Source organism: Saccharothrix algeriensis (assembly GCF_016907655.1).
Classification (GTDB): Bacteria; Actinomycetota; Actinomycetes; order Mycobacteriales; family Pseudonocardiaceae; genus Actinosynnema; species Actinosynnema algeriense.
In genome coordinates, this window is the sequence record NZ_JAFBCL010000001.1 from 908515 (window position 1) to 935261 (window position 26747).

Annotated in this window: 20 protein-coding genes; 10 read left to right on the top strand and 10 right to left on the bottom strand. The window is 76.0% G+C overall.

Translation table 11 applies throughout. The annotated features are described in order from the left end of the window. Positions 1-48 precede the first annotated feature (48 nt). On the top strand, positions 49-1653 hold the full coding sequence (locus JOE68_RS03780) for an alpha/beta hydrolase (protein WP_239562119.1): 1605 nt from the start codon (positions 49-51) through the stop codon (positions 1651-1653). A 219-nt stretch (positions 1654-1872) separates the two neighbouring features. Here JOE68_RS03780 and JOE68_RS03785 read toward each other — a convergent pair whose 3' ends face one another. Both JOE68_RS03785 and JOE68_RS03790 read right to left on the bottom strand, forming a co-directional pair. Further along, complete coding sequence (locus JOE68_RS03785; protein ID WP_204840956.1) at positions 1873-2100, bottom strand: hypothetical protein; 228 nt, start codon at positions 2098-2100, stop codon at positions 1873-1875. Positions 2101-2600: 500 nt separating this feature from the next. Further along, positions 2601-3356, bottom strand: coding sequence for an APH(3') family aminoglycoside O-phosphotransferase (locus JOE68_RS03790; protein ID WP_307819499.1), 756 nt, complete (start codon positions 3354-3356; stop codon positions 2601-2603). Positions 3357-3954: 598 nt separating this feature from the next. On the opposite strand from JOE68_RS03790, the gene JOE68_RS03795 reads away from it, so the two are divergent. The 7 genes from JOE68_RS03795 to JOE68_RS03825 all read left to right on the top strand — a co-directional run bounded on the left by JOE68_RS03795 (position 3955) and on the right by JOE68_RS03825 (position 13692). Beyond that, the gene (locus JOE68_RS03795) at positions 3955-4311 is read left to right on the top strand and encodes a thioredoxin family protein (protein ID WP_204840958.1); all 357 of its coding nucleotides are present in this window, start codon (positions 3955-3957) and stop codon (positions 4309-4311) included. Next, entirely contained in the window at positions 4308-5498 is a 1191-nt protein-coding gene (locus tag JOE68_RS03800; protein WP_204840959.1) for an MFS transporter, read from the top strand. The genes JOE68_RS03795 and JOE68_RS03800 overlap by 4 nt, the downstream gene beginning before the upstream one ends. A gap of 1071 nt (positions 5499-6569) precedes the next feature. Beyond that, positions 6570-8129 (top strand): MFS transporter, encoded by a 1560-nt coding sequence (locus tag JOE68_RS03805; protein ID WP_204840960.1) that lies wholly within the window; start codon positions 6570-6572, stop codon positions 8127-8129. A 149-nt stretch (positions 8130-8278) separates the two neighbouring features. Further along, the gene (locus JOE68_RS03810) at positions 8279-9445 is read left to right on the top strand and encodes a macrolide family glycosyltransferase (protein WP_204840961.1); all 1167 of its coding nucleotides are present in this window, start codon (positions 8279-8281) and stop codon (positions 9443-9445) included. A gap of 290 nt (positions 9446-9735) precedes the next feature. Beyond that, the gene (locus JOE68_RS03815) at positions 9736-10608 is read left to right on the top strand and encodes an SDR family oxidoreductase (protein ID WP_204840962.1); all 873 of its coding nucleotides are present in this window, start codon (positions 9736-9738) and stop codon (positions 10606-10608) included. Between the two features lie 138 nt (positions 10609-10746). Beyond that, on the top strand, positions 10747-12387 hold the full coding sequence (locus tag JOE68_RS03820) for an MFS transporter (RefSeq protein ID WP_204840963.1): 1641 nt from the start codon (positions 10747-10749) through the stop codon (positions 12385-12387). A 318-nt stretch (positions 12388-12705) separates the two neighbouring features. Next, positions 12706-13692, top strand: coding sequence for a sigma-70 family RNA polymerase sigma factor (locus tag JOE68_RS03825; protein WP_239562121.1), 987 nt, complete (start codon positions 12706-12708; stop codon positions 13690-13692). Between the two features lie 93 nt (positions 13693-13785). Here the strand turns inward: JOE68_RS03825 and JOE68_RS03830 are convergent, their stop codons facing one another. From JOE68_RS03830 to JOE68_RS03865, 8 genes are all read right to left on the bottom strand, one after another. Then, positions 13786-15360 carry a fused response regulator/phosphatase gene (locus tag JOE68_RS03830; RefSeq protein WP_204840964.1) on the bottom strand — a complete coding sequence of 525 codons (1575 nt, stop codon included), beginning with the start codon at positions 15358-15360 and terminating at the stop codon, positions 13786-13788. After that, the gene (locus JOE68_RS03835) at positions 15357-17114 is read right to left on the bottom strand and encodes an ATP-binding response regulator (protein ID WP_204840965.1); all 1758 of its coding nucleotides are present in this window, start codon (positions 17112-17114) and stop codon (positions 15357-15359) included. The genes JOE68_RS03830 and JOE68_RS03835 overlap by 4 nt, the downstream gene beginning before the upstream one ends. Beyond that, positions 17111-18139: an ATP-binding protein gene (locus JOE68_RS03840; RefSeq protein WP_307819502.1), complete on the bottom strand. Its 1029-nt coding sequence runs from the start codon at positions 18137-18139 to the stop codon at positions 17111-17113. Before JOE68_RS03840 ends, JOE68_RS03835 begins: the two co-directional genes overlap by 4 nt. Continuing rightward, a complete protein-coding gene (locus tag JOE68_RS03845; protein WP_204840967.1) occupies positions 18136-18561 on the bottom strand; it encodes an ATP-binding protein in 426 nt (141 codons plus the stop codon). The genes JOE68_RS03840 and JOE68_RS03845 overlap by 4 nt, the downstream gene beginning before the upstream one ends. After that, entirely contained in the window at positions 18558-18965 is a 408-nt protein-coding gene (locus JOE68_RS03850; protein ID WP_204840968.1) for an STAS domain-containing protein, read from the bottom strand. Before JOE68_RS03850 ends, JOE68_RS03845 begins: the two co-directional genes overlap by 4 nt. Beyond that, on the bottom strand, positions 18965-19825 hold the full coding sequence (locus tag JOE68_RS03855; protein ID WP_204840969.1) for an STAS domain-containing protein: 861 nt from the start codon (positions 19823-19825) through the stop codon (positions 18965-18967). The genes JOE68_RS03850 and JOE68_RS03855 overlap by 1 nt, the downstream gene beginning before the upstream one ends. A gap of 353 nt (positions 19826-20178) precedes the next feature. Next, the gene (locus JOE68_RS03860; protein WP_204840970.1) at positions 20179-21723 is read right to left on the bottom strand and encodes an alkaline phosphatase D family protein; all 1545 of its coding nucleotides are present in this window, start codon (positions 21721-21723) and stop codon (positions 20179-20181) included. Positions 21724-21734: 11 nt separating this feature from the next. Then, positions 21735-22394, bottom strand: coding sequence for a hypothetical protein (locus tag JOE68_RS03865; protein ID WP_204840971.1), 660 nt, complete (start codon positions 22392-22394; stop codon positions 21735-21737). Positions 22395-22527: 133 nt separating this feature from the next. Between JOE68_RS03865 and JOE68_RS03870 the strand changes: the two genes are divergently transcribed. Both JOE68_RS03870 and JOE68_RS03875 read left to right on the top strand, forming a co-directional pair. Then, positions 22528-25431 (top strand): AfsR/SARP family transcriptional regulator, encoded by a 2904-nt coding sequence (locus JOE68_RS03870; protein ID WP_204840972.1) that lies wholly within the window; start codon positions 22528-22530, stop codon positions 25429-25431. Between the two features lie 107 nt (positions 25432-25538). Further along, positions 25539-26744 carry a DUF8814 domain-containing protein gene (locus JOE68_RS03875; protein WP_204840973.1) on the top strand — a complete coding sequence of 402 codons (1206 nt, stop codon included), beginning with the start codon at positions 25539-25541 and terminating at the stop codon, positions 26742-26744. Positions 26745-26747 lie beyond the last annotated feature (3 nt).

Here is a 26747-nt window from a genome sequence, read left to right on the forward strand (position 1 = left end):
GTCCGCGAGGCGCTGCTGCGCTACCGGCGGTCGGCGAGCAGTGTCGGGTTGGCGTTCGCGACGGTGTTCTTCGCCTGGTCGATGACGCCCTCGCTGCTGCCCCGGCCGTGGTACCTCCAGGGGGTCGCGGCGGGGATCTGCTCGGCCACCGGGTACCTCGTCGGGGTCGGGGTCGCCCGGTTGACGCGGTGGTTCGGGGTGCGGCCCCGGTGGTCGCCCGAGACCCGGCGGTGGGGCAACGCGGTGTTCGCCGCCGTCGCCGCGGTCTGGGTGCCCGGGTCGCTGGTGCTGGGGGCGCGCTGGCAGCGGCAGGTCCGCGAGCTGGTCGGGGTCGACCCGGACCAGCCCTTCTACTACGGCCTGGTGCTCGCCGTCGCCCTGGCCGTGGCGGTCGGGCTGCGGGAGGTCGGGCGGCTGCTGCGGGCGGCGTCGCGGCGGGTGGCCCGGTTCTGCGGGCGGTTCGTGCCGGTGGGGGTCGCGCGGTTCGCCGCCGTCGTGGTGGTGGCCGTGCTGACCGTGACGTTCGTCGACGGCGCGCTGGTCAACGGCTTCCTGGGCGTGGTCAACCGGATCGCGGCCACGGCCGACCGCGGTGACGGCCCGGGCGTGGTGCGGCCGGCCGCGGCCGAGCGGTCCGGGTCGCCCTCGTCGCGGGTGAGCTGGGAGTCGCTGGGCCGGGAGGGCCGCGCCTTCGTCGCGGGCGGCCCCACGGCGGCCGAGCTGTCGGCGTTCACCGGCCGTCCCGCGCCGACGCCGATCCGCGTGTACGGCGGCCTGTCCTCGGCCGGCTCCCTGGCCGGGGTCGCCGAGTTGGTGGTCGCCGAGCTGGAGCGCACCGGGGCGTTCGACCGCGCCGTGCTCGCCGTCGCGACCACCACCGGCACCGGCTGGGTCGACCCGGCGACGGCCGAGGCGCTGGAGTACGTCCTGGGCGGCGACACCGCGATCGCCGCCCTCCAGTACTCCTACCTGCCCAGCTGGGCCGCGTTCGTGGCCGACCGGGACAGCCCGCGGGCCGCGGGCTCGACGCTGTTCGACCAGGTCCACGCCGCCTGGGAGCGGCAGCCGCCCGACCGCAGGCCCCGGCTGGTCGCCTTCGGGGAGAGCCTCGGGGCCTTCGGCGGCCAGGCGGCGTTCAGCGGCCTGCAGGACATGGCCACCCGGACCTCCGGCGCCCTCTGGGTCGGCACCCCGAACTCCACGGCGGTGTGGGAGGAGCTGACCGCCGCCCGCGACCCCGGCACCCCGGAACGGCTCCCGGTCGTCGGCGACGGCGCCCGGGTGCGCTTCGCCGACCGGCCCGCCGACCTCGACCTGGGCACGCCGTGGGAACCAGGCCGCGTCGTCTACCTGCAGCACGCCACCGACCCGGTGGTCTGGTGGTCACCCCGGCTGCTCACCGGGCGCCCGGACTGGCTGGCCGAACCGCTGGGCCCCGACGTGAGCCCGCAGATGACCTGGCTGCCCGCCGTCACGTTCTGGCAGCTCACCATGGACATGGTCTTCTCCACCGGCGTCCCGCCCGGCCACGGCCACCACTACGGCCCCGTGGAGAACGTCGAGGCGTGGTCGCGGATCCTCGCGCCGCCCGGCTGGACGGCCGAGGACACCGCGCGGTACGGGGACCTGGTCGAGGCGCGCGCGGGCCGGTGAGGCCGCCGGCGACCGCCCTCCTCGGCCGGTTCGCCGTTGTCGCGCAGGAACCTCTCCAGCGCGGCCACCGACGCCGGCGGTGCCCGCGCCCGGCGGCGTGCCGCACGAGCCGGCGGACGGCGAGCACGTACCGCCACAGCAGCGCCTCGGCCGCCGGCGCGGTCGACCCGGCCGGCGCGAAGCGGCGCAGTTCCCCGCCGGCGGCGTCGTCCGGCGTGATCAGGCAGGTCTCGCCGGGGCCCGCGCCGCCCGGCACCAGGCGCGCGCAGATCGCGCTCTTGTCGGAACCCCGGCTCCCGATGACCGGTTCCTGCGCCCGGTCAGCACTTCGGAGCAGGCCGTGGTGGGCAGGAAGCCCTGGTGCAGCAGGCCGTGCGCCAGGTCGTGCTCGGCGTCGTCGCGGCCGAAGGGCAGCGGGCCGACCACGTCCACGTCGTCGGGGATCACCGCTGCCCCGGCCCCCGGTCCGGCGCGCGCGAGCCGGCCGACCGGGTCGGCCACCGGCCGCCGGGCCGGCCGGTCCGGCCGTGGCGCCCGGTGACCGGGAGCCACGGACGGACCGGGACGGGCGTCACTTGGGCGGGGCCGGGATCTTCGGGATCCCCACGGTGGTTTCGTTGGCGTTGGCTTCGTCTTCCTCGGTGCCGTGCCGGGTGGTCATGCCGGTTCCTCCTCTCTGCTCTCGCGATTCGGGTGCGGGACCGGGGAACCCGGTGGCGCGCAGCGCCGCCGGCGCCACGGGGGCGCGGGCGGCGCGGCGCGCGACCGGAGGACTGGAGCGGTCGCGGCGCGGAGCGTAGCCACCCTGATCCCTTCAGCCGGTCTGTCACTCCCCAGAGTGGAGGCGATGCCGCCGGCCCGTCCAGCCCCGCTCATCCGGTCGAGTGAGGGAGACGACCGGTGTGGGGCAGCCCGGCGAGTCGGGCCGGCGGTCACCGGCGAACCCCTCAGAAGAACTCGTCGAGCAGGCGGTAGTAGCCGGTGCGCCACGGGTCCGCCCCGGTGCGCCGGGCGACCCGCTCCGCCGGTCCCGGGCCGTAGGCCGGGTTGAGGTCGGTCGCGGCCAGCGAGCGGGTGAGCAGGGCGATGTCCTGGTGGCGGTCGGCGACGCCGAGGCGGCCGACGTCCAGCACCCCGGTCACCTCCAGGGTGTCCGGGTCGAGCAGCACGTTGGGCAGGCAGAAGTCGCCGTGGCAGACCGCGAGGTCCGCCGGTTCCAGGGCCTCGGCCCGCTCCCGGCCGGCCACGAGGTCGGCCAGGACGCCCGCCGCGGTCCGCCCCCGGCGCTCGGCGTCGAAGTCGGTCTCGTCCACCCGTCCCGCCGCGACGTTGGCCGCCGCCAGCGGGACGGTCACCGCCAGCCGCCGGTCGAAGGGGCACTCGCGCACCGGGATCCCGTGCAGGTCGGCGAGGAACTCCACCAGCCGCCGCGCCACCGCGTCGGCCCGGCGCCGGGGGAACCCGCAGGCGGGCGTCCCGGGCAGTGCGGAGGTGACGAGCGTGGCGCGGCCGTCCCGCTCCTGCCAGTCGAGCACGCGCGGGACGCCGATGCCCACCGAAGCCGACCACACCAACCGCTCCCGCTCATCGCGCAGCTCGGCCGACGTGGCCGCCGGCGTCGTCTTGGCGTAGCTGCGGCCATCGGGGCTGCGGCGCACCAGCGCCGAGGAGTGCCCCGTGGTCACCGGTTCCCAGTCGCGCACACGAGCCAGTCTGCCAGCGCGATCGGGGCGGACCCGGTGGAGCGCGCCCCACGACGCCGCGCCGACGACGGGCGTGTTCGCGCGGGCGGTCCCACGACCGCCCCGCCACCGCGTTCCCGCATCGCGAATACCGAATATCCGACAAAGCGACACGAAACACACCCCGACCGTTCCGGGAACCGCTTTCCGATTCCCGGCCTCGGCCATTGCCGGCGACGCGGCGACGTCGCCGGTGGGAGGCCCGTCGGGGGCCCCGGTCCGGCGGCCCTGCCCGCCCTGCGCCCGAGCTGGACGCCGCTGACCAGGCACGTCCCAGCATTGGCAACGGAAGTTGTGCTTTTGCCACCCCTGGATCCAACCTAGGGAGCCGGAGGTGACCACCCCGCGCAAAGCGCTGGACAACCGGAAGACCCGTGCCGGGCGCGACTGACGGGCGTATTCCACGCCAATGCGGCCAGGACGGCGCGGTCGGTCGTCCGGGCGTCGCCGTCGACCAGGACCGGCGGCCGGGGCGGAACCGCCGAGAGCACCGTCGCGACCATTCGGTGATCAGCCGCGCGCACGCCCCGATCCGCACATCGAACAAGGAGATCCCCAGGTGCACAACACGCCAGGTGTGGTGAAAGCCGTCACCGCGCAGACGTTTTCCGAGCACGTGCTCCAGGCCGAGCGGCCCGTCCTCATCCAGTTCTGGGCTACCTGGTGCCGGCCGTGCCTGATGGTCACCCCCATCGTCGAGCAGCTGGCCGCCGAGCGGGCCGACGAGCTCGACGTCGTCAAGGTCGACCTGGACCAGAACCCCGAGCTGGCGGCCCGCCACGGCATCTCGGCCGTGCCCGCGTTCGTCGTCTACTCCGGCGGCCGGCCCATCGGCGCGTGGACCGGCGCGGCGCCCAAGCACGTGCTCGCGGACAAGCTCGCCGCCACCATGCGCGCCGGTGGTGCCGCGCGATGACCACCACGACCGCGCCGGTCGAGCCGACCACGCGAAGACTGCCCTTCGGCGTCTACCTGCTCTCGTTCACGCTCTTCGCGATGGGTAGCGCCGAATTCCTGGTGGCGGGCGTCCTGCCGGCGGTCTCGGCGGACCTCGGCATCTCGCTGTCCGCGGCGGGCGCGATGATCGCGGCGTTCGCGATCGGCGTCGTGATCGGCGGGCCACCGATGGCGGTGCTGACCCTGCGCTGGCCGCGGCGGACCACCCTGGTCGTCACGCAGGCCGTCTTCGCCGCCTCGGTGGCGGCCGGCCTGCTGACCGACGACTACACCCTCGTGCTGGCCACCCGCTTCGTGTCCGGCCTGGCCTACGCCGGGTACTTCGCGGTCGCGACGGTCACCGCGATCAGCCTCGTCACCCCCGACCGCACCGCGCGCGCCTCCGGCGTCGTGATCAGCGGGCTCAGCCTCGCCATGCTCGCCGGTGGCCCGGCCAGCGCGCTGATCAGCCACTTCACCGGGTGGCGCGGCGGGTTCTGGGCCGTGGTGGTGCTGACCGGCATCGGCGCGGTGCTGACGGCCACCGCCCTGCCCTCGACCCGCGCGGAGGTCGAGCCCAGCCTGCGGCGCGAGATGCGCACCATGCGCAAGCCGCAGATCTGGCTGGTCCTGCTCATCACCGTGCTGAGCACCGGCGCCTACATGATCACCTACAACTTCCTCGCGGCGTTCCTGACCGAGGTCACCGGCATCGGCGCGGTCTGGGTGCCGCCGATCCTGACGCTGTTCGGCATCGGGGCCTTCGTCGGGCTGTCCATCGGCGGCCGGATCTCCGACGTGCGGCCCCACCAGGCGCTGCTGATCGGCGCGGCCGGCATCGCGGTCTGCTCCGCGCTGCTGGCCACCGTCTCCGACCAGGCCGTCGTCGTGGTCGCCCTGGTGCTGCTGCTGGGCATCGCGGGCTTCGTGCTGAACCCGGCCATCTACGGGCGGCTGTTCGCGGTCGCGTCGGACGCGCCGACCCTCGCCAGCGCCACGTCGATCTCGTCGTTCCAGCTCGGCATCAGCCTCGTGCCGGTGCTCGCGGGCGTGGCGCTCAACGCCGGCGCCGGCGTCGGGTCGATCCCGTGGATCGGCGTCGCCCTGGCCCTGCTCACGATCCCGGTCGTCCTCCTGGAACGGGCCCTCGCCCGGACCCGGGGCTGACCCCGGCGACCACGCGGGAACCGACCCGCCCGAATTGCCCGCCGGCGCTCCCGCCACCACTTCCGCTCACCTGATCCGGTTCGCCGTTGCCGATTTCGGGACGGCAATTGACCGGTCCGGGGCGCCGTGCCACGGTTCCCCCCGACCGAATCGGTCGACAGTGGGCGCAGTGGTTTCGCGGCGCCCCGGTGGTGCGGCGGAACCGCACGGCGCAGCCGCCATCGCGGTTGTGCCGTGCGAATCCGCTGCTCCCTCCCGACCATTCGCCCGGTGAATCCGGGGCGAATCGCGGGAACAGCTTCCCGGCGCGTTTTCCGGTTCCGCCGGGTGCGCACCGGCGAACACCCACTCCCCGTGCACGAGTTCCGAGGGCGGCGACCCCGGGCTCCTTCCGAACGGGCGGGTCCGACGGCGTGGGCGCCTGGCAGGGATAAAGCCCCCGCACGTCGGTGTGCCCGCCCCCGAGGCCGGCCGGACGGGTTGGCGCGGCGCAGCCGCCGTGGCACGACGTGGTGCCACCGGCCGCCTCGGGCCGGGCGCGACACCGCCCGCCCACCGCCACCGCCCGGCCGGCCGAGGTGGGACCGGGACGGGACCACCCCGCCGCCACCGCCGGGCCTCCGCGCACGGGCGGCCCCTTCTCCCGGGCGCCGCCCGCCGCCCACTCGGGCCGGCCGGGCCCGACAGCCCGGCGCACCCCGCCCGGCGCACCCCGCCCGGCCCCTCCCCGCCCGGCCCCTCCCCGCCCGACCATCCGGTCGCCCACCTGGTCCCCGCCCGCCCCTGCGCCCGCCCCCTCCCCGGAGCGCCCTCGTCCGCCTCGCCCACGGACCCCTCGTCCACGCGCACCCCCGCCCGCGTGCGCCCGGACGTGTGCCGGGTGTTGCCATTTCCGGGACGTTCGTTGTCACCAACCGCTCACAGGCGGTAACTTCGCCAACGCGCCGCGACCGTTCGCGCTTCCCCTCCCGCTCACCCAGGACGCCGACCCTCCCCGGGAGTCGACCCCCGGCGTGGGCGGGACGGCGTGACCGGCACCGCCGGCGTCACCGTCATCGGAGGAGTTGTTTGATGCCGAGCGATATCGCCCCCAGGGCAGGTCTGCGCGAGTGGATCGGACTTGTCACGCTCACCTGTCCCGCCCTGTTGATCGGCCTTGACTTCACGGTGCTGCACCTGGTGCTGCCGCACCTCGCGGCGGAGCTGAACCCGAGCAGCGTCGAGATGCTGTGGATCGTGGACATCTACGGCTTCGTGATCGCCGGGCTGCTGATCCCGATGGGCGCCCTGGGCGACCGGATCGGCCGGCGGCGGATGCTGCTGATCGGCAGCGTGCTGTTCGCGCTGGCGTCGGTGCTGACGGCCTACGCCAACAGCCCGGAGATGGTCATCGCGACACGGGCGCTGCTGGGGTTGACCGGGGCCACCCTGCTGCCGTCCACGCTGTCGCTGATCACCAACATGTTCCGCGACGACAACCAGCGCCGGCTGGCGATCGCGGTGTGGAGCACCGCCTTCAGCATCGGCAACGCGGCCGGCCCGGTGGTCGGCGGCGCGATGCTGGAGCACTTCTGGTGGGGCTCGGTCTTCCTGCTGGCGCTGCCGGTGATGCTCGCGCTGATGGTGCTCAGCCCGTTCGTGGTGCCCGAGTACCGCGACGCCGAGGCTTCCGGCCGGATCGACATGACCAGCGTGGCGCTGCTGCTGGCGTCGCTGCTCACGATCGTCTACGGGATCAAGGAGATCGCCAAGGACGGCCTCGGCCTCGTGCCGGTCGCCGCCATCGTCGTGGGCCTGGCCGTCGGCGCGGTGTTCCTGCGCCGCCAGCGGAAGCTGCCGGACCCGCTGCTGGACCTGGTGCTGTTCACCCGCCGGGCGTTCACGGTGTCCATCGGCGCGCAGATGCTGGTGCTGTTCACCCTGGCCGCGTTCCAGTTCTTCCTGATGCAGTACCTCCAGCTGGTGCTGGGCCTGTCGCCGCTGACCGCCGGGCTGTGGACGCTGCCGGGCATGCTCGCCGGCGTCGTCGGCGCGCTGCTCGGGCCCGTCTTCACCCGCAAGTACACGCCGCACCAGGTGATCACCGGTGGCCTGGTCGTGGCGACGGTCGGCCTCGTCGGCGCGGTGTGGGCGGTGCAGGCCCTGCTGCCCACCGTCGTCGCGTTCGTCGTGATGAACCTGGCGATCAACATCGTCTGGGCGCTGAGCTACGACCAGATCCTCAGCGCCGCGCCGCCGGAGCGCGCGGGCACCGCCTCGGGCGCCGCGGAGACCGGCAACGAGCTGGGCATCGCGCTGGGTGTGGCGCTGTCGGGCAGCCTGGGCGCCGCCGTCTACCACGCCTCGGTCGCCGATTCGCTGCCGGCGGGCCTGTCGCCCGAGGACGCCGACGCCGCCGCCGACACCCTGACCGGCGCCACCGCCGTGGCCGAGCGGGTGCCGCGGGAGCTGGCCGACCAGGTGCTGGAGGTCACCCGCGACGCCTTCACCAACAGCATGCAGCTCACCACGGGCGTGCTCGCGGTGCTGATGGCCGGCATGGCGCTGGCCGTCGGGAGGCTGCTGCGCAACCGGTCCCGGGACGGCGAGCCCGCGCAGGACGACACCGCGACGGAGCAGCCCGCCGGCTGACCGCCCGGTTCTCGGAGAACGGTCCGGGCCACCTCTCGCGAGAGGTGGCCCGGACCGTTTCCCGTTGCGGTGGCGGCTGCCCGGCGCAACCGCCGGGGCGCGGGGGAATTGGCTGGAATGCGCGTCGAGGCCGTCCCTATGCTCGGCGGATGCGCTTGTTGTTCGTCGTGCTCACCGGGGACGGGCACATCATCCCGACCTTGCCGCTGGTGCGGGAACTGGTGGAGCGCGGGCACGTCGTGCAGTACGCGACCGGGGCCGAGAACGCCGACGCGGTGCGGCGGTCCGGGGCCGACTGGGTGGCGTTGCCGCCGCTGCCCCCGTTCGCACCGCCGTCGCGCATCGGCCCCGAGGTGCTGGCGGTGTGGCTGCGGCACTACTTCGCGGCCCTGAGCGCCACCTACCCGGTGCTGGTCGCGCACTGCGCCGCCGCCCGGCCCGACGGCGTGGTGTACGACGCGACGAACTGGCCGGCGCGGCTGGCGGCCCGGCGGGCGGGGGTGCCCGCGGTGCGGTGCCTGCCGCACCTGGCCTCCGACGGGTCGTTCTCGATGGGCGACCGGATGACCGCCGGGCTCGGCGAGGGCGACCCGGCCCTGGCCGCCGACTGCGCCCGCTTCTCGGCCGCGCACGGGGTGGACCTCGACGTCGCGGGCACCCTGGACGTGCCCGAGGACCTCAACCTGGTGTTCGTCCCGCGCCGCTTCCAGCCCGGGGGCGACGGCTTCGACGAGCGGTTCCGCTTCCTCGGGCCGACCGCCGCCGACCGGCCCGGGGACTTCGCGCCGCGCGACCCCGGCGCGCCGCTGGTGTACGTGTCGCTGGGCAGCCTGCTGACCGACGTCGCCTTCTACCGCACGTGCGCGGCGGCGCTGGGCGACGGCCCGTGGCAGGTGGCGATGGCCGTCGGCGGCACGGACCGGGCCGACCTCGGCCCGCTGCCGCCGACCGTGGAGGTCCGGCCGCGCTACCCGCAGCCGGCCGTGCTCCGGCACGCCGCCGCGTTCGTGACCCACGCCGGCATGAACTCCACGATGGAGGCGCTGCGCGCGGGCGTCCCGCTGGTCGCGGTCCCCCGCACCCCGGAGCAGGTCGTCAACGCCGAACGCGTCGAGCAGCTCGGCCTGGGCGTCCACCTGTCCCCGGACGGGCTCACCGCGCGGGCGCTGCGCGACGCCGTCGCCGGCGTCGTGGACGACCCGGCCGTGCGCGCCAACCTCGCCGCCATGCGGGACGAGATCGCCGCGGCCGGCGGGGCGGCCCGAGGCGCCGACGAGATCGAGCGCCACCTCTCCCCCACCGCCGGCCGCGGCTGAACGCCCGGCCCCTGTCGCCGGAACCGGGCGGCGCCGCCCGGGGCCGACCGCTCTCCGGGGCTCTGCGACGGGCAGGGCGGCGGGCAGGGCGGCGGGCGGAGCGGCCCAGGCGGGCTGGGCACCGGGCAGGGTGACCCGGATGGGCGGAGCGGCCCAGGCGGACAGGGCAGGCGGGGCGCTCGGACGGGCGGGGCGGTGGGCGGTCGGACTAACCTGCTCGGTGTGCCCGCCGGGCGGCCCCCGCTCCCCGGCGCGCCGCCGGCACGCAGCGCCTCGCAGGGAGCCACGACATGACCGACCAGCCGACCCGCCCCGACGCGACCACCGCCGTCACCGGCGCGACCGGGCGCCTCGGCGGGCGCGTCGCCCGGCGGCTGGCCGCCGCCGGCGTCCCCCAGCGGCTGGTGGTGCGCGACCCCGCCCGCGCCCCGGAGCTGCCCGGGGCCTCGGCCGTGCCGGGCGACTACGCCGACCGGGCGGCCGTCCGCGCCGCCCTGGCGGGGGTGGACCGCGTGCTGATGGTCTCCGCGCCGGAGACCGCCGACCGGGTGGACCAGCACCGCTCGTTCGTCGAGGCCGCGGCCGAGGCCGGGGTGCGCCACCTGGTCTACATCTCGTTCTACGCCGCCGCGCCGGACGCGACGTTCACCCTGGCGCGCGACCACCACGCCACCGAGGAGCACATCCGCGCCTCGGGCCTGGCCCACACCTTCCTGCGCGACAACATGTACGCCGACCTCATGCCCTCGCTCGCCGGCGACGACGGCGTGATCCGCGGGCCCGCCGGGGACGGCCGGGTCGCCGCGGTCGCGCTGGACGACATCGCCGACGCCGCCACCGCGGTGCTGCTGGACGCGGAGCGGCACGCCGGCGCGACCTACGAGCTGACCGGCCCCGAGGCCCTCACCCTGGACCGGGTCGCCGAGGTGCTGACCGAGGTCACCGGGCGCGCCACGACCTACCACCGCGAGACGGTGGAGGAGGCGTACCGCTCGCGCGCCCCCTACGACGCGCCGGACTGGCTGCTCGACGCGTGGGTCTCCACCTACACCGCCATCGCCAACGGCGAGCTGGCCGGCGTCACCGACCACGTCGAATGCCTCACCGGCCACCCCGCCACGCCGCTGGCCGACGTCGTCCGCGCGCAGCGCGCCACCGGCTGACCCCGACCGCCCGCGGGAGGACGTCCGACGAGCCCCGGCTCCCCGGGGCGCACCGCCCCGGGGTCCGCGCGCCCGCCGCCCCGGGCCGACCGGGTCCCGAGGGGGTTTCACGACGCGGGGACGAGGTATCTGCTGACCATGACCGCACAGCCGACCGAGCGGACCCCGTCGGCTCCCTCCGCCTGGGCCCCGCTGCGCCGCCGGACCTACCGCGCCCTGTGGCTGGCCCAGTTCGCGTCCAACATCGGGACGTGGGCGCAGACCGTCGGCGCGCAGTGGTTCATGGGCGACCTCGGCGGCAGCGAGCTGGAGATCGCGCTGGTCCAGGCCGCCACGACGCTGCCGGTGTTCCTGCTGGTCGTGCCGTCGGGAGCGGTCGGCGACATCCTCGACCGGCGGCGGGTGCTGATGTCCGGCCAAGCCCTGATGCTGGTCGGGGCCGCCGCGCTGGTGGTGCTGGCGGCCGGTGGCGCGGCCTCGCCGGCGACGCTGCTGGCGTTCATCGCGGTGATGGGCGTGGGGCAGGCGCTGTCCATGCCGTCGTTCCAGGCCATCCAGCCCGAGCTGGTCTCGCGCGAGGAGATCCCGCAGGCGGCGCTGCTCAACGGCGTGAACATGAACGTCGGGCGCGCCATCGGGCCCGCGCTGGGCGGGGTGCTGATCGCGGCGGTCGGGCCGGAGGCCACGTTCGCGTTCAACACCCTGTCCTTCCTCGGGGTGCTGCTGGTGCTGTGGCGGTGGCGGCGGCCGTCCGACCTCCGGCCGCTGGGCGCGGAGCACGTGGTCACCGCCGTGCGCAGCGGCGCGCGGTACGTGCGCAGCTCACCGCTGTTCTCCCGGGTGCTGGTGCGGTGCGTGCTGTTCGTGGTGTTCGGCAGCGGGCTGTGGGCGCTGCTGCCCGCCATCGCCCGCGGCCCGCTCGGGCTCGGCGCGGGCGGCTACGGCGTGCTGCTCGGCTGCATCGGCGCGGGGGCGATCGGCGGGGCGTTCGTGGTGCCCCGGCTGCTGCGGCGGATCGGGAAGAACCTGCTGATCACCATCGCGACCGGCGCGTACGCGGTGGCGATGGTGGTGGCCGGGCTCACCTCGTCGATGGCGGTGGCCGTGCCGGCGATGCTGGTCGCGGGGTCGTCGTGGATCGCCGTGCTGTCCACGCTCAACGCCACCGCCCAGGTGCTGCTCCCGGCGTGGACCAGGGCCCGCGCCCTGGCGTACTACCAGCTGATGTTCATGGGCGGCCAGGCGTTCGGCGCGGTGGCCTGGGGCGCGGTCGCCACCGCGGCGGACCTGCGGGTGGCGATGCTCGCCCCGGCGGCGGCGATGGTGCTGGTGGGGCTGTTCGCGGCCCGCCGGCTGCCGCTGACCGACCGGCGGCTGGACACCACGCCCGCGAGCCTGTGGGACGCGCCGCCGGAGGTCGTCGACGCCGGGACGGGGCCGGTGCTGGTGACCGCCGAGTGGCGGGTGCCGGCGGCGCGGGCGGAGGCGTTCGCCGAGGCGATGCTCCGGGTCGGCCGGTCGCGCAGGCGCACCGGGGCGACGACGTGGGGCCTGTTCCGCGACTCCGAGGACCCGGAGCTGTTCCTGGAGACCTTCCTGGTCGCGACCTGGCACGAGCACCTCCGCCAGCACCTGGAGCGCACCACCGCCGTCGACGTCGCCGCGGAGCAGGCCGCCCGGGAGCTGGCCACGGGCGCGCCGCGGGTGCGGCACCTGCTGTGGGCCCGCCCCGGCGGCGACCGGCCGGGCGCCACGCCGGCGCCGAAGCCGGAGGCGTGACGGGCCCCGCGCCCGCACCACGCCGGGTCCCGTCACGCCGCTCCGCCCGACGCCCGCCGCGCCCGGCCACGGCCCCTCACCGACGCCCGTACCTCGTTCGTCCCAGCGCACTGCGCCGACCGGGCGCGAGGAGCCGCCGGCGGCCGTGACCCGCCCCACCCGCGGAATACGACCCCGACTGGTTCCGTTGAACCGGGCATCGGCGCCCTCAGCGGCGCGTGGGCGAAACCGCCGTTCCCGGACCGCCCCCCTCGATTCCCTGGTCACCACGACCCCGCCACGGCTGTGGCGGGGTCGCCACCCGGCAAGGAGACGGTCATGACGACGATGCAGAAGCCCCGCCCGACGCGTCCGGCCTCGACCGGTCGCGAGTGGTCGGCCGACGCCGACCTGGTGGGCCACTACCTGCGCGAGGTGGGCGCCACCCCGCTGCTGACCGCCGACGAGGAAGTCGACCTCGCCCGGCGGATCGAGGCGGGCGTGTACGCCGCCGAGCTGCTGCGCCGCGCGGACGAGCACGTGGACGAAGGCGCCCTCGACCCCGAGCGCCGCCGCGCGCTGCGGGCCGTGGCCGCGGATGGCGAGCGCGCGAAGGAGCACATGATCCGGGCGAACCTGCGCCTGGTGGTCTCGGTGGCCAAGAAGCACTCGTTCCGGGGGCTGCCGTTCCTGGACGTGGTGCAGGAGGGCAACCTGGGCCTGATCCGCGCGGTGGAGAAGTTCGACTACGCCAAGGGCTACAAGTTCTCCACCTACGCCATCTGGTGGATCCGCCAGGCCATCGAACGCGGCCTGGCCGACCAGACGCGCACCGTCCGGCTGCCGGTCCACGTGGTCGAGGAGCTCAACCGCACGGTCCGGTCCGAGCAGCGGCTGCGGCGGGAGCTGGACCGCGAGCCGACCGACGACGAGGTCGCCGCGGCGGCGCGGGTGTCGGTCGCGCGGCTGGCGGAGCTGCGCCAGGCCGGCCGCACCGTGATCAGCCTGGAGACGCCGGTCGGCGACGACGGCGGCGCCTCGGTGGCCGACCTGATCGAGGACGCCGACGCGGTGCAGGCGCAGGAGGTCGTCGAGCAGGCCCAGCTGACCGCCGCCCTGCACGCCCTGGTGAACACCCTGCCCGAGCGGCAGGCGCGCATCCTCAGCCGCCGCTACGGCCTGGACGGCGGCCGGCCGCTGACCCTCCAGGAGGTCGCCGGCGAACTCGGCCTGACCCGCGAGCGCATCCGCCAGCTGGAGAAGGAGTCGCTGCGCCTGCTGCGCGACCCGGAGCGCAACCGGGCGGTGCTGGAGCTGGCCGGCTGACCGCGCCCGGCCACCACGACCCCGTCCCCGACGGCACCGCCCCACCGGGGCTGGACCCCGACCGCGCCGCCCGCACCCCGCGGGCGGCGCGGTTCAGCTCCTGCGCAGCACCACCAGCGCGATGTCGTCGCGCTTGTCCTGGCCGAACCGGTCGAGCAGGCGGTCGCACAGCTCGTCCATGTCGTCGGTGTGGGACACCGCCGCCCGGAGCATCTCCATGCCGTGGTCCAGGTCCTCGCCGGAGCGCTCCACCAGGCCGTCCGTGGTCAGCAGCACGGTGGTGCCCGGCGGCAGCGGGAACACCGCGGCCTCGGGCCGCTCCAGGCCGATGCCCAGCAGCGGCCCGCCGACGTCGAGGTAGCGCGTGCCGCGCTCGTCGGCCACCAGCGGCGGCACGTGGCCCGCGTTGGCGACCGCCACCGTGCCGGCGGCGAGGTCGACCTCCAGCAGGCACATGGTGGTCAGGCCGCCCACCGGGTGGAAGCGGTCCAGCATGGTGTCCAGCCAGCGCAGGATCCCGGCCGGCGAGTGGCCCTCGACGGCGTAGGCGCGCAGCGCGTGCCGCACCTCGCCCATGATCGTGGCCGCCCGGATCGAGTGCCCGCACACGTCGCCGATGGAGATCAGCGTGCGGCCGTCCAGCTCGGTGACGTCGTAGAAGTCGCCGCCGATCTCGGCGTTGCGCGACGCGGGCAGGTAGCGGGCGGTCATCGGCAGGTCGGGGCAGTCGGGCAGGGCGCGGGGCAGCAGGCTGCGCTGGAGGGTCAGCGCGAGGCCGTGCTCCTCGGCGAAGGTGCGCAGCCCCTCCGCGGCCAGCGCGGTCGCCTGGGCCAGCTGCAGCAGCAGGTTGCGGTCGTCGTCGCTGCCCGCCGCGTCGGGCGCGACCGCGACGCAGACCGGCGGCCGGCTCGACTTGGTGCGCGCGAAGGCCGCCAGGGCGGGCGTCGCGGGTCGCCACGGCGGCCCGTCGACCGCGCAGACGGCCGCGCCGGCCTCCGGCGCGGCCGAGGCCAGCCAGTCGCCCAGGGCGGTGGACTCGGAGCGGACCCCGGTCGGGCGGTCGCCGCCCGACGTGGCCGCCCGCGCCACGCCCGAGGGGGTGACCAGGACCGCGGTCGCCTCGGTGTCCAGGACGGCGGCGGCGCCGTTCGCCGCGGCGGCGGCCAGCTCGTCGAACGTCGTCGCCGCGTTGATGCGCAGCGTCGCGCCGGTCAGCCGGGTGAGCCGCTCGGCCAGGTGCTCGGCCAGCGCCCGCGCCCGGTGGTAGCGCAGGGCCGCCTCCACGTTGGCCAGCAGCTCGCCGGGGTCGACCGGTTCGGTCAGGTAGGCGTCCGCGCCGCGGGTGAGGCCGGCGATCTTGTCCTCGGGCTCGATCGAGGTGGCCGAGATCAGCACGACCGGGATGGAGCCGGTGCGGGGGTCGGCCTTGATCCGCTCGGTGATGTCGTACCCGCCCATGTCCGGCAGGTTCACGTCCAGCAGGACCAGGTCGAACTCCTCGGCGGCCAGCGCGGCGAACGCCTCGGCGCCGGTGGTCGCCTCGGCCACGGTGTGCCCGGCCCGGCGCAGCCAGCTCGCGGCGATGAAGCGGCTGGCCTCGCGGTCGTCGACCACCAGGACGCGGGCCGGGCGGGCTGCCGCGGGCGGCGGTGTCGTCGGGGTGGTCATCGGCTCTTCGTCCTCCGCGCCGCGAACTGGGCGTCGCGCACCGCGCGGCGCACGCTCTCCGGTGAGATCCGCGAGTGGTGCAGCAGGGCCGCGCCGAGCCCGGTCACCGTCCGGGCCAAGCCGCCCGGGTCGTCGCCGCACACCACGACGACCGGGGTCCCCTCCAGCACCGGGTCCAGGCGCAGCACCGACAGCACCGCGCTGCCGCTCATCAGGGGCGTGCTCGCGTCGAGGAAGACCAGGTCGGGCCGCCGGTCCTTGGCCTCGGCCAGCGCGCCGCGCCCGTCGCCGGCCTCCACGACCTCCGCCACGAGGTCGCCCAGGGCGGCCCGCAGCCGCCCGCGGGCCGCGGCGTCCTCGTCGGCGATCAGCGCGCGGGCGACCGGGGCGGGCGGGGTGTCGTCGGCCGTGCCGACCGGGAGCGTGAACACCACCTCGGTGCCGACGCCCGGCTCGCTGGTCAGGGTGAGCGTGCCGCCGAGGATCTCGGCGAGCCGGCGCGCGTAGGGCAGGCCGAGCCCGGTGCCGCCCGCGCCGACCTGCAGCGCGCTGGGCACCTGGTAGAACTCCTCGAAGACCTTGCGCTGCTCGTCGGCCGGGATGCCGATGCCGGTGTCGGTGACCACGAGCCGGATCTCGCCCTGCTCCCGGTCGGGGCGCACCGACAGGCGGACCTCGCCCTCGGTGGTGAACTTCACCGCGTTGGACAGCACGTTGCGCAGCACGCGCACCAGCATGGTCTCGTCGGTGACCAGCGGCGGCAGCTCGGGCAGCGGGTCGACCACCAGGCGCACGTCGCCGGAGCGCAGCACGGGCTGCAGCGCGGCGCGCAGCTGGACCACCACGTAGTCCAGGGCGACCGGCGCGGGCCGGGGCCGCAGGCTGCCCGATTCCGCCTTCGCGGTGTCCAGCAGCTCGTTCACCAGCGCCAGCAGCGTCGCGGCGGACTCGTTGATCAGCTGGACGTGCTGCCGCTGGCCGTCGGTCATCGGGTCGCCGCCCGGCGCGCCGAGCAGGCGGGTCAGGCCGACCACCGAGTTGATCGGCGCGCGCAGCTCGTGGCTGATGTTGGACCAGAAGCGGATGCGCGCCGCCGCGGCCTCGCGCAGCTCGGCGGACTTGGCGTCCAGCTCGGCGTAGAGGGCGACCACGCCCTGGTTGGTCTGCTCCAGCTCGTCGGACAGCTCCTGGTAGAGCGCGACGACACCCCGGTTGGTGTCCTCCAGCTCCTCGTTGAGGCGCTCCAGCTCCCGGCTCTTGTGCTCCAGGGTCTCCAGGGTCTCCAGCAGCTCCTGGTTCTGCGCCCGCAGCTCGTCCAGCGCCGTGCCGCCGTCCGCGTCGCCGAGCCGGCGGCGCAGGTCCGCCACGCGGTCCGGGGCGAGTGCGGCGGCGCCCGGCTGGGCCGCCTTCACCAGCGTCGTGGCGGCGCCCGCGGTGTGGACCTCGTCCATCAGCCGGCGCGCGGTGTCCCAGCCGGGGCCGGAGTCGGTGGACACCGCGCCCTGCCAGCTCAGCTCCACCAGCAGCGCCGGCCGCGGCTCGCGGCGCAGCCGGAACACCACGGTCGCCGACGCGCCCTGGCGCACCAGGTCGCGGCCCACGTCGCTGAGCGCGGTGGCCACCCGGACCTGGTCCTGGCCGTCGAGCCCGAGGGCCGCCGCCACCTGCCGGCCGCGCTGCCGGACGCGGAACACGCCCGGCTCGTCCGCGATCACCACGCGCAGCAGCTCCTCGGGTGCGCCGCCCGCCGTCATGTCGGTTTGCCGACCAGCACGCAGGCGTCGTCGTTGCGGACGCCCGCCTCGCGCAGCAGCGTCGCGGCGATGAGGACGGGCGCGTCGACGGCCAGGTCGCTGCCGTGGTCCACGCCCCACCGCTCGGTGAGCCCGTCGGAGTGCAACACCACCACCGCCCCTTCCGGCAGCGCGTAGTCGAACGCCCGGATCGTGCGGGCCTGGTGGCCGGCGACGCCCGGCACGGAGATCATCCCCTGCTTGCGCCCCTGCCCCAGCACCGCGCCGGCGATGTTGCCGAGCCCGGCGAAGCGGACGGTGCGGGCGGCGGAGTCCACGTCGGCGACCGCCACGGCGCCGCCGCGGGTGCCGCGCAGCACCGCGTGCAGGCGGGCGACGGTCTCCTCCGGCGGCGCGGTCGGCCGGCTGCGGAACTCCCGCACCGCGGCGGCCGACGCGGCGGCGGCCAGCAGGCCGTGCCCGGACCCGTCGCACACCATCAGCACCAGCCGGTCGGGCAGGCGGCACACCGCGTAGGCGTCGCCGCACACCGACTCGCCGCCGATCGGCCTGGTCAGCCCGGCCGCGAGGGCGTCGCCCCGCTCCGGCGCGGACCTGGCCGACTGCTCGAACCGGGCGACCAGCGCGGTGCCCAGGCCCGGCCGCGAGGTCATCGAGCAGGTGTTCGACAGCCGCGCCACCGCGCCCAGGCCGAGGCCGAGCGTGCCCGTGGTGGACTGGCCGTCCTCCCGGGCCAGCGCGAGGTCGCCGATGCCCGGACCGCGGTCGAGCGCGACGACCTCCACGGCGGCGTCGCGCTCGCCGCGGACCGACCGGACGAGCACGGCGCCCTGCCGGGCGTGCTTGTGCAGGTTGGTGCCGACCTCGGTGACCGCGAGGCCGACCTCGGCCGCGCGCGCGGCCGGGAAGCCGAGCTGCTCGGCCAGCGCCGTCGCCACCCGCCGCGCCCGCCCGACGTGGGCGGGCTCCTCGACCGGCAGCCAGGCGACGTCCTCGACCACCGGCAGGCAGGAGGGGTCGCTCACCGCTTCCACTTGACCACCGTCACCGTCGTGCCCCGGCCCACCTCGGTGTCCAGGTCGAACCGGTCGACCAGGCGGCGGGCGCCGCTGAGCCCCAGGCCCAGCCCGCGCCCGCTGCTCCAGCCGTCGGCCAGGGCGAGGGTGAGGTCGGGGATGCCCGGCCCCTCGTCGTGGAAGGACGCGCGGACGCCCACGCGGTGGCCGTCGACGACCTCCTCGACCCGCGCGAAGCCCCCGCCGCCGTAGATCAGCGTGTTGCGCGCCAGCTCGCTGGTCGCGGTGACCAGCTTCGTCTGGTCGACCAGCGACAGCCTGGCCCGCTGCGCGTAGACCCGCGCCAGCTGCCGCACCCGGACCACGTCGTCGTCGCCGGTGATCGGCAGGTCCTCCCCTCCGCCGGCTCCCCCGTCGGTCCGGGAGGTCACCGGGAGTCCTGCGGCGGCTCGCCCGAACGCGCCCGCGCGCCCCGGCGCTCGGCGCCCAGCTGCCCCAGGATCTTCATGCCGCGCTCCAGGTCCAGGGCGGTCCGGACGCCGCCGAGGGTCAGCCCCAGCTCCACCAGCGTGATGGCGACCGCCGGGCGCATCCCGACCACGACCGTGTCCGCGTCGAACAGCCGGGAGATCGAGGCGATGGTGGCGAACATCCGGCCGATGAACGAGTCGACGATGTCCACCGCCGAGATGTCGATCACCACGCCGTGCGCGCCGGTCGCGCTGATCTTCTCCGCCAGGTCCTCCTGCAGGGCCAGCACGCTCTGGTCCTGCAGGTCGATCTGGATCGAGACCAGCAGCACGCCGCCGATCTTGAGAATCGGCACGCGCTCCATCAGGTCGTCCCCTGGCCCGCGCGGCGCACCACGTCGAAGCCCTCGCGGCGCAGCGCGTGGCGCAGGGCGTCGGCCAGCGACGCCTTGGTGACGATGTCGCCGAACTCGATGCCGAGCGCGACGATCGTCTGGGCGATCTGCGGCCGGATGCCGGACACGGTGCACTCCGCGCCCATCAGGCGGGCCGCGACCACGGTCTTGAGCAGGTGCTGGGCGACCTGGGTGTCCACCGCCAGCACACCGGTGATGTCGATGATGGCGTGCTCGGACCCGGTCTCCACCAGCGCTTCGAGCAGCTTCTCCATCACCACCTGGGTGCGCGCGGAGTCCAGGGTGCCCACCAGCGGCACCGCCAGCACGCCCTCCCAGAGCTTGACCACCGGGGTGGTCAGCTCCAGCAGCTGCTCGGACTGGTCCTTGATGATCTCCTCGCGGGCCCGGCTGTAGCTCTCGAACGTCCACAGCCCCAGCGCGTCCAGCAGGCCGGAGAAGGCCACGAGCTGCTTGAACAGCTGCGCGTCGGCGTCCTCGCCGACCAGCTCGAACACTTCCCGCTTGAGCAGGAACACGCTCGACGCGGTCTCCGACGGCGTGAAGCCCTGCCGGGCGCGCGACCGGGAGTACTCCTCCAGCAGCGACCTGATCTCGACGAACTCCGGGCCCGCCAGGCCCCGGCCGTCGTGGTGGGCCACCGGCACCAGCGCCTGGAAGAACTCGCGCAGGTCGCGTTCGACCTCGGCCGCCGTGGCACGGCCGCGCAGCGTGGCCGCCACGGCCCCGACCCACTGGTCCAGCAGCGGTTCGGCGTTGGTCCGCAACAACTCCGCCAAGCGGTGGTCCTGCCCCGCGTTCGCAGTCACTCCAGCCTCCTCAGGCTTCGCACACGTAGGCAGACACTAGTCCGCGCGACACGGGCGCCCGTCACCCGGAACCCTCTCGTTCCGCCGGGGGCGCGTCGTGATGATCGAACACGGTGGCCGACACGATGGTCGCGCGGTGATCGAACACGTGGTCGACGCGGTGGTCGAACGCGGTGCGCGGGAACGCGGCAGGCGAACGCGGCAGGCGAACGCGGTGCGGGCGGATCGGGGCGTTCCGGGCGGGAGGCGGGGCGGGTCGCGCGGGCGGGCGCGGGCGCGGCGGTCGCCCCCTTCCGAGGACCGCCGCGCCCGCGCCGCCCGCCCGCGCCGGCCGCCCACCCGCGGTGACCGCGTCAGGCGCGCCGCAGGCCCCGGACGCCCGCCTCGACCACGAAGGTGGCGTCGGTGCCGATCACGGCCTTGGCGGGGTCGGTCTGCCGGACGTCGGAGACCACCCGGAAGTCCGCCGTCAGCAGCTGCGGCGTGGCCGTCACGCGGAGGTAGCCGCGCTCGTTGCGCGCGTACTTCACGTGCGGGTTGCGGGCGAACCAGGTCGCGTCCGGCGGCCCGGAGTCGTTGTTGCTGGTGACCGACGTGACCACCAGCTCGGAGCCGACGACCGGGTCGCCGTGGTCCCAGTAGTCCTGCCGCAGGTCGGCCGCCCAGTGCCGGTGCACGTCGCCGGTGAGCACCACCGGGTTGGGCACCCGGCGGTCCACCCAGCCCCGGGTGATCCGGTCCCGGGAGGCCGCGTAGCCGTTCCAGGAGTCCGGCGCGTGGCAGGTCGCCCGGTCGCCGTCGTCGTCGCGCTGGGCGAAGAAGACCTGCTGGCCCAGGAAGTCCCAGGTGGCCGGGTGGGTCTCGAAGTTCTTCAGCAGCCACTGCTCCTGCGCGGCGCCGGTGATGGTGCGCCTGGTGTCCCGGTAGGGCCCGCAGTCGCTGCCCTTGGCCTGCGCGCTGCGGTGCTGGCGGGTGTCGAGCAGGTGGAACCGGGCCAGGTCGCCCCACAGGACGTCGCGGTGGAGCCGGATGCCCGCCCCGCTCGGCCGCGCCGTCGAGCGCAGCGGCATGTTCTCGTAGAACGCCTGGAAGGCGGCGGCCTTGCGGGCGCCGGGAGCCGGGTCGTCGGTGCTGTTCCAGTTGTTGTCGACCTCGTGGTCGTCGAAGACCACCAGCCACGGGGCGACGGCGTGCGCGGCCTGGAGGTGGGGGTCGGTGCGGTACTGGCCGTAGCGGGCGCGGTAGTGCGCCAGGCCCGTGGTCTCCTCGGTGAAGGCGACCTGGCGGACCTTGTCGGCCGCGGGCAGGCCGGAGGGCTTCTCGTAGATGTAGTCGCCCAGGAACAGCACCAGGTCCGGGTGGTCGGCGGCGATGCCGCGGTGCGCGTGGTACCAGCCGTCCTCCCACTGCTGGCAGGAGGCGACGCAGTACTCCAGCCTGCCCACCGCGGCGCCCGCGGCCGGCGCGGTCCGGGTCCGGCCCACCGGCGAGACGTGCCCGCCCGCGCGGAAGCGGTAGAAGTACTCGCGCCCCGGCGCGAGGCCGGCCGGTTCGACGTGCACGCTGTGGCCCAGCGCGCGGGTCGTGGTGGTGGTGCCGCGCAGCACCACCGAGCCGAACGCCTCGTCGGTGGCCACCTCCCAGTCGACGTCGTAGGCGGCGTCGGGCATCCCGCCGTGGCCGTCGGGGTTCAGCGGGGCCGGGGCCAGCCGGGTCCACAGCACCACGCCGTCGGGCAGCGGGTCGCCGGAGGCCACGCCGAGCCGGAACGGGTCGCGGATCGGCGGCGCCGCCGCGGTGGTGCGGGTGTCCGCCCACGACGGCAGGGCGGGCAGGGCCGCCGCGCCCGCGGCGGCCAGCCCGCCGAGCAGCACGGCGCGTCGGTTCATCGGGGCCATGGTCCGTCCTCTCAAGCCGCGTAGTCGGTCAGCCCGGCGCTGCACGCCAGGAGCTTCGGGTCGGTGGCCGAGTAGTCGGCGACGCAGACCCGGTAGTAGACCCAGTCGTCGCGGGCCGCGGCGACGGGCCGGTCCACGGCGGTGCCGTTGCCGCCGGAGTTCCAGGCGTACAGCGGGCCGATCCCGCCCCCGAGCCAGTAGGCCACCACCGCGGACCTGCCGTCGGCGGCGCGGTCGCGGACGGTGAAGGTCCGGGCGGCCGAGTCGAACGAGGCTTCGCCCGCGCACGCGCCGGTCGAGCACGCCGCGCTGCCGGTGCCCACGCCGCAGTCGGGCGCGACCCGGCCGTCGGAGCCGGTGCGGACGTAGGCGTCGGAGACGTACCCGCCCAGGGCGGGCACGTGGTCCCAGATCGTGGTCGTGCCCAGCGGGCCGGTGACCGACGTGCCGGTGGTCTGGCAGTCGATGGCGACCGACGCGCCGTCGGCGACGGCGCCGACCGCGCTCGCCGAGGTCGTGGGCGCCCGGCGGACGGTGAGCGGGCCGCCCGAGGTCTCCACCGTGCCGGTCACCGCCGCCGCGGCGGGTGTCGTGAGCGCCGTCAGTCCCGTCGCGGTGGCGGCGAGCACCGCCGAGGCCGCGGCGAGGCGCCGAATCCGTGAAGAGGTCATCCGGCGAGGGTCGCCACCGCCCGTACACGAGCCGTACATCCCGAGCGGTTATCACGTTGTCACCGTCCGTAGGCGGCCCATACCATTCCGGGCACGGACGGAACGGCGAGGTCCTGGGGGGGGAGCCGCCCGCGTGACTGCCATCGAATTCCGGCTGCTGGGCCCGTTGGAGGTCGTGGTCGGGGGGCGGCCGGCGCCCCTGGGCGGGGTCAAGCCGCGCGCGCTGCTGGCCGCGCTGGCGCTGGAGCCGGGGGTGACGGTGTCCGGCGACGGGCTCGCCGACGTGCTGTGGCCGCAGGGCCCGCCGCGCTCGGCCGCCGCCAACATCCGCACCTACGTGCACACCCTGCGCCGGGTGCTGGCCCGGCACGACGCCGGGCTCGCCGACCGCATCGAGAGCCGGTCGGCCGGGTACGCGCTGCGCGCGGCGCCCGAGGAGGTCGACCGCGCGGTGTTCGAGTCGCTGGTGGCCGCCGCGCACCGGGCGCTGGAGGCGGGCGAGCCGACGGCCGCGCTGGCCGACCTGGCCCGCGCGGAGCGCCTGTGGCGGGGGTCGGTCCTGGCCGACCTGCCCCACGCGCACGGCTGGAGCGCGCCGCTGGCCCGGCTGACCGAGCAGCGGCTGGCCGCCCAGGAGCTGCGCACGCGGGTGCAGATCGAGCTGGGCCGCTACGACGACGCGGTGGTGGAGCTGCGCGGCCTGCTCACCGACGACCCGCTGCGCGAGGAGCGCTGGACGCAGCTGGTGACGGCCCTGGACGCGGCGGGGCGGCGGGCCGAGGCGCTGGGCGCGTACGCCGAGGCCGAGCGGGTGCTGCGCGCGGAGCTGGCCACCGGGCCGGGACCGCGGCTGCGCCGGATCCGGTCGTCGCTGGCCTCGGTCGCCGACGTGCAGCGGGCGCCGGTCTGCCAGTTACCGCTGGACCTGCCGGACTTCACCGGCCGGCAGGCCGAGGTGGACCGGCTGGTGGGGCTGCTGCGCGCGCGGGGGCGCGACAACCTGCCCGCCGTCGCCGTCGTCACGGGGCCGCCCGGCGTCGGCAAGACCGCCGTCGCCGTGCGGGTGGCGCACGCGGTGCGGGAGCTGTTCCCCGACGGGCAGCTGCACGTCGACCTCGGCGGCACCACCGACAACCCGCGAAGACCGGCGGACGTGCTGGCCGAGCTGCTGCGGGCGCTCTGCGTGCCGGAGGCGGCGCTGAGCCGCGACCTGTCGGGCCGGGCGGCGCTGCTGCGCTCCCGGCTGGCCGGGGCGCGGGTGCTGGTCCTGCTCGACGACGCGGGCGAGGCCGCGCAGGTCCGGCCGCTGCTGCCGGGCGCGGGCGCGTCGGCGGTGCTGGTGACCAACCGGGGGCGGATGCCGGACCTGGCGGGCGCGCACACCGTCGAGCTGGACGTGCTGCCGCCGGCCGAGGCGGCGGACCTGCTGGCGGGCGTCATCGGCGCGGACCGGGTCGCCGCGGAGCCCGCCGGCGCGGCGGCCATCCTGGAGTCCTGCGGTTGCCTGCCCCTGGCGATCCGGATCGTCGGCGCCCGCCTGGCCAACCGGCCGAACTGGACGTTGGGGCGGATCGCCGAGCGGCTGGCCGACGAGCGGCGGCTGCTCGACGAGCTGCGGGTGGGCGACCTCGCGGTGCGCGCCAGCGTGGCGCTGAGCTACGAGCAGCTGCCCGGCACGGCGGCCCGCGCGTTCCGCAGCCTGGGGCTGATCGGGCGGGAGCGGTTCCCCGCGTGGGTCGTGGCGGCGCTGCTGGACCGGCCGGAGGCCGACGACGTGCTGGACGCCCTGGTGGACGCGCACCTGGTCGAGCAGACCGAGCCCGACATCATCGGCGAGCCCCTGTACCGGCTGCACGACCTGCTGCGGGTCTACGCGCGCGAGCAGGTCGACGCCGAGCCGCACGCGGTGCGCGCCGCCGCCGTGCGCCGCATCGCGGAGGGCTACCTGACGCTCGCCTCCCAGGCGGCGAAGGGGCTGCCCGCGGACTACTTCGGCCTGGTCCCGGAGTGGGACGCCGAGTGGGACGCCACGAGCGCGTGGCACGCGCGGCCTCCGGCGGCCCTGACGAGCGACGCCGCCCGCTGGTACGACGCGGCCGGCCGCATCGGGGTCATCGGCGTCTCCGGCGCCGTCGAGTGGGGGCACGACGACCTGGCCTGGCGGATCGCCGCCACCCTGGCCCCGTACTTCGACCTGCGCGGCAGGCACGAGGACTGGCTGGCCACCCACCGGGTCGCGCTGGACGCGGCGCGCCGGGCGGGCGACGAGCGCGGGCAGGCGATCGTGCTGCGCAACCTCGGCCAGGTGCACCTGTACCAGGACGGCTACGCCGAGGCGCGGGCCGCCTTCGAGACCTCCCGCGAGCTGTTCGCCCGCGTCGGCGACGAGCACGGCGCGGCGGTCGCGCTGGCCGGCACGCTCACCGTGGCGCGCGTCCTGGGCGAGCACGACGACGCGCTGGAGCGCGGCAGGCGGGCGCTGGCGGTGTTCGTCCGGCTCGGCGACGGGCGGCGGGAGGCGGCGCTGCGGCTGTCGCTGGGCTCCGCGCACCTGGCCCTGGGCGACCACGACGAGGCCGGGCGGTGGTTCGCCGACGCGCTGGCGCTGGCCGAGTCGCTGGGCGACCGGCACCGCGCCGCGCACGCCCGGCACCGGCTCGCCGGGCTGGCCCGGCTGCGCGGGCGGCTGGACGAGGCGCGCGAGCTGCTGGACGCGGCCATCACGGCGTTCGACGAGCTGGGCGACCACAAGTGCGTCGTCTACTCGCACCAGGCGCTGGGCGAGGTCCACCTGCTCGACGGCGACCTCGCGCACGCGGAGGTGCTGCTGGGCAACTGCCTGGCGGCCCACCACCGCCACCGCGACCGGCGTTCGGCGGCGAGGGTCTGCGAGCTGCTGGGCGAGCTGCACCAGCGGTCCCGGCGCCCGGAGCTGGCCCGCGGCCACTTCGAGGCCGCGCTCGCCCTGTGGCGGGAGCTGGCGGCGGAGACCGAGGAGCGGGCCCTGCTGGCGCGGCTGCGCACCGCGCCGGCCTGAGCGCCGGCGGCGGGCGCGGCGGGTCTTGTACGGATCGTGTAGCCGCGGTCCCTTGACTGCTGCCCAGGCGCGGGACGCCCGCGCCACTGGGGAAGGGAACTCCGGCATTGACCAGGAACACCAGGGCCACCGGACGGGCCGTCGCGCTCGGGCTGGCGGCGCTGACGCTGCCCGTCCTGCCGGCGGCGCCCGCGCAGGCCGAGCCGACCGGCGCGGCGTGGTCCGCCGACCTGTCCGTCGTGGACTCCGATGACGTCAACGTCGCCGTGCGCGGCGACGCGCTCACGCTGCGCGACCCGGCGTGGCGGCCCGCCGAGGGGGCGGGCCAGGGCTACCTGCTGTCGGCCGAGCGGACCGTCGACCGGCCGGTCGACCGGATCACCGCCCGGACCCTGGCCGAGGTGCCCGCCGGCGCCGCGGTCGAGGTCGACGTGCGGGGCAGGACCGCGGGAGGGGGCTGGACCGGGTGGGCGCCGGCGGGCGGGGTGCTGCCCGAGCCGGTGACCACCGTGCAGGTGCGGGTCGCGCTGACCGCGACCGGCGCGGCGCCGGTGGTCGAGCGGGTCGACCTCGTCGGCGACCGGGCGCCCGCGGCGGGCGCCGCGGTGGCCGCCGCGCCGCTGACCTACCGCGTGTTCGCCACGCGGGAGGGCCTGCCCGGCGGCACCACCGCCAACGGGCACGTCATCAAGGCCCGCGACCACTTCGTCGCCCTGCCCTCGCGGCGCGGCCTCGCGCCGCGCGACACCGGCGACTACACCGTCCGGGTGTGCCGCACCGACCGCAGCCGCTGCGAGTACGCGCCGGTGTGGGACGTCGGCCCGTGGAACACCAAGGACGACTACTGGAACCCGCCCGCCCAGCGCCAGATGTGGAAGGACCTGCCGCAGGGCAAGCCCGAGGCGCAGGCCGCCCACCAGAACGGCTACAACGGCGGCAAGGACGAGTTCGGCCGCCGGGTGGCCAACCCGGCCGGCATCGACCTGGCCGACGGCACCTTCTGGGACGGCCTGAAGATGTCCGACAACGGCTGGGTGGACGTGTCCTACCTGTGGACCGGCTCCGGCCCGACCGGCGTGGTGACCACGGCCGGCGACCCGCTGAACGTGCGCGCGGGCGCGAGCACCACCGCCGCGGTCAAGGGCCTGGCCGCCAACAGGGCGCGGGTGGTCGTCGAGTGCCACGTCGAGGGCGAGTCGGTCACCGGCCCGCTGGGCACCAGCACCATCTGGGACCGCATCGGCCCCGACCACTACGTCTCCGACACCTACCTGAGGACCGGCTCGGACGAGCCGGTCGCGCCGAAGTGCTGACCC

Excerpts from the sequence above, each read along its gene's own strand:
- JOE68_RS03800 (WP_204840959.1), top strand. The coding sequence starts at position 4,308 with ATGACCACCACGACCGCGCCGGTCGAGCCGACCACGCGAAGACTGCCC.
- JOE68_RS03805 (WP_204840960.1), top strand. The coding sequence starts at position 6,570 with ATGCCGAGCGATATCGCCCCCAGGGCAGGTCTGCGCGAGTGGATCGGA.
- JOE68_RS03810 (WP_204840961.1), top strand. The coding sequence starts at position 8,279 with ATGCGCTTGTTGTTCGTCGTGCTCACCGGGGACGGGCACATCATCCCG.
- JOE68_RS03815 (WP_204840962.1), top strand. The coding sequence starts at position 9,736 with ATGACCGACCAGCCGACCCGCCCCGACGCGACCACCGCCGTCACCGGC.
- JOE68_RS03820 (WP_204840963.1), top strand. The coding sequence starts at position 10,747 with ATGACCGCACAGCCGACCGAGCGGACCCCGTCGGCTCCCTCCGCCTGG.
- JOE68_RS03825 (WP_239562121.1), top strand. The coding sequence starts at position 12,706 with ATGACGACGATGCAGAAGCCCCGCCCGACGCGTCCGGCCTCGACCGGT.
- JOE68_RS03830 (WP_204840964.1), bottom strand. The coding sequence starts at position 15,360 with ATGACCACCCCGACGACACCGCCGCCCGCGGCAGCCCGCCCGGCCCGC.
- JOE68_RS03835 (WP_204840965.1), bottom strand. The coding sequence starts at position 17,114 with ATGACGGCGGGCGGCGCACCCGAGGAGCTGCTGCGCGTGGTGATCGCG.
- JOE68_RS03850 (WP_204840968.1), bottom strand. The coding sequence starts at position 18,965 with ATGGAGCGCGTGCCGATTCTCAAGATCGGCGGCGTGCTGCTGGTCTCG.
- JOE68_RS03860 (WP_204840970.1), bottom strand. The coding sequence starts at position 21,723 with ATGGCCCCGATGAACCGACGCGCCGTGCTGCTCGGCGGGCTGGCCGCC.
- JOE68_RS03865 (WP_204840971.1), bottom strand. The coding sequence starts at position 22,394 with ATGACCTCTTCACGGATTCGGCGCCTCGCCGCGGCCTCGGCGGTGCTC.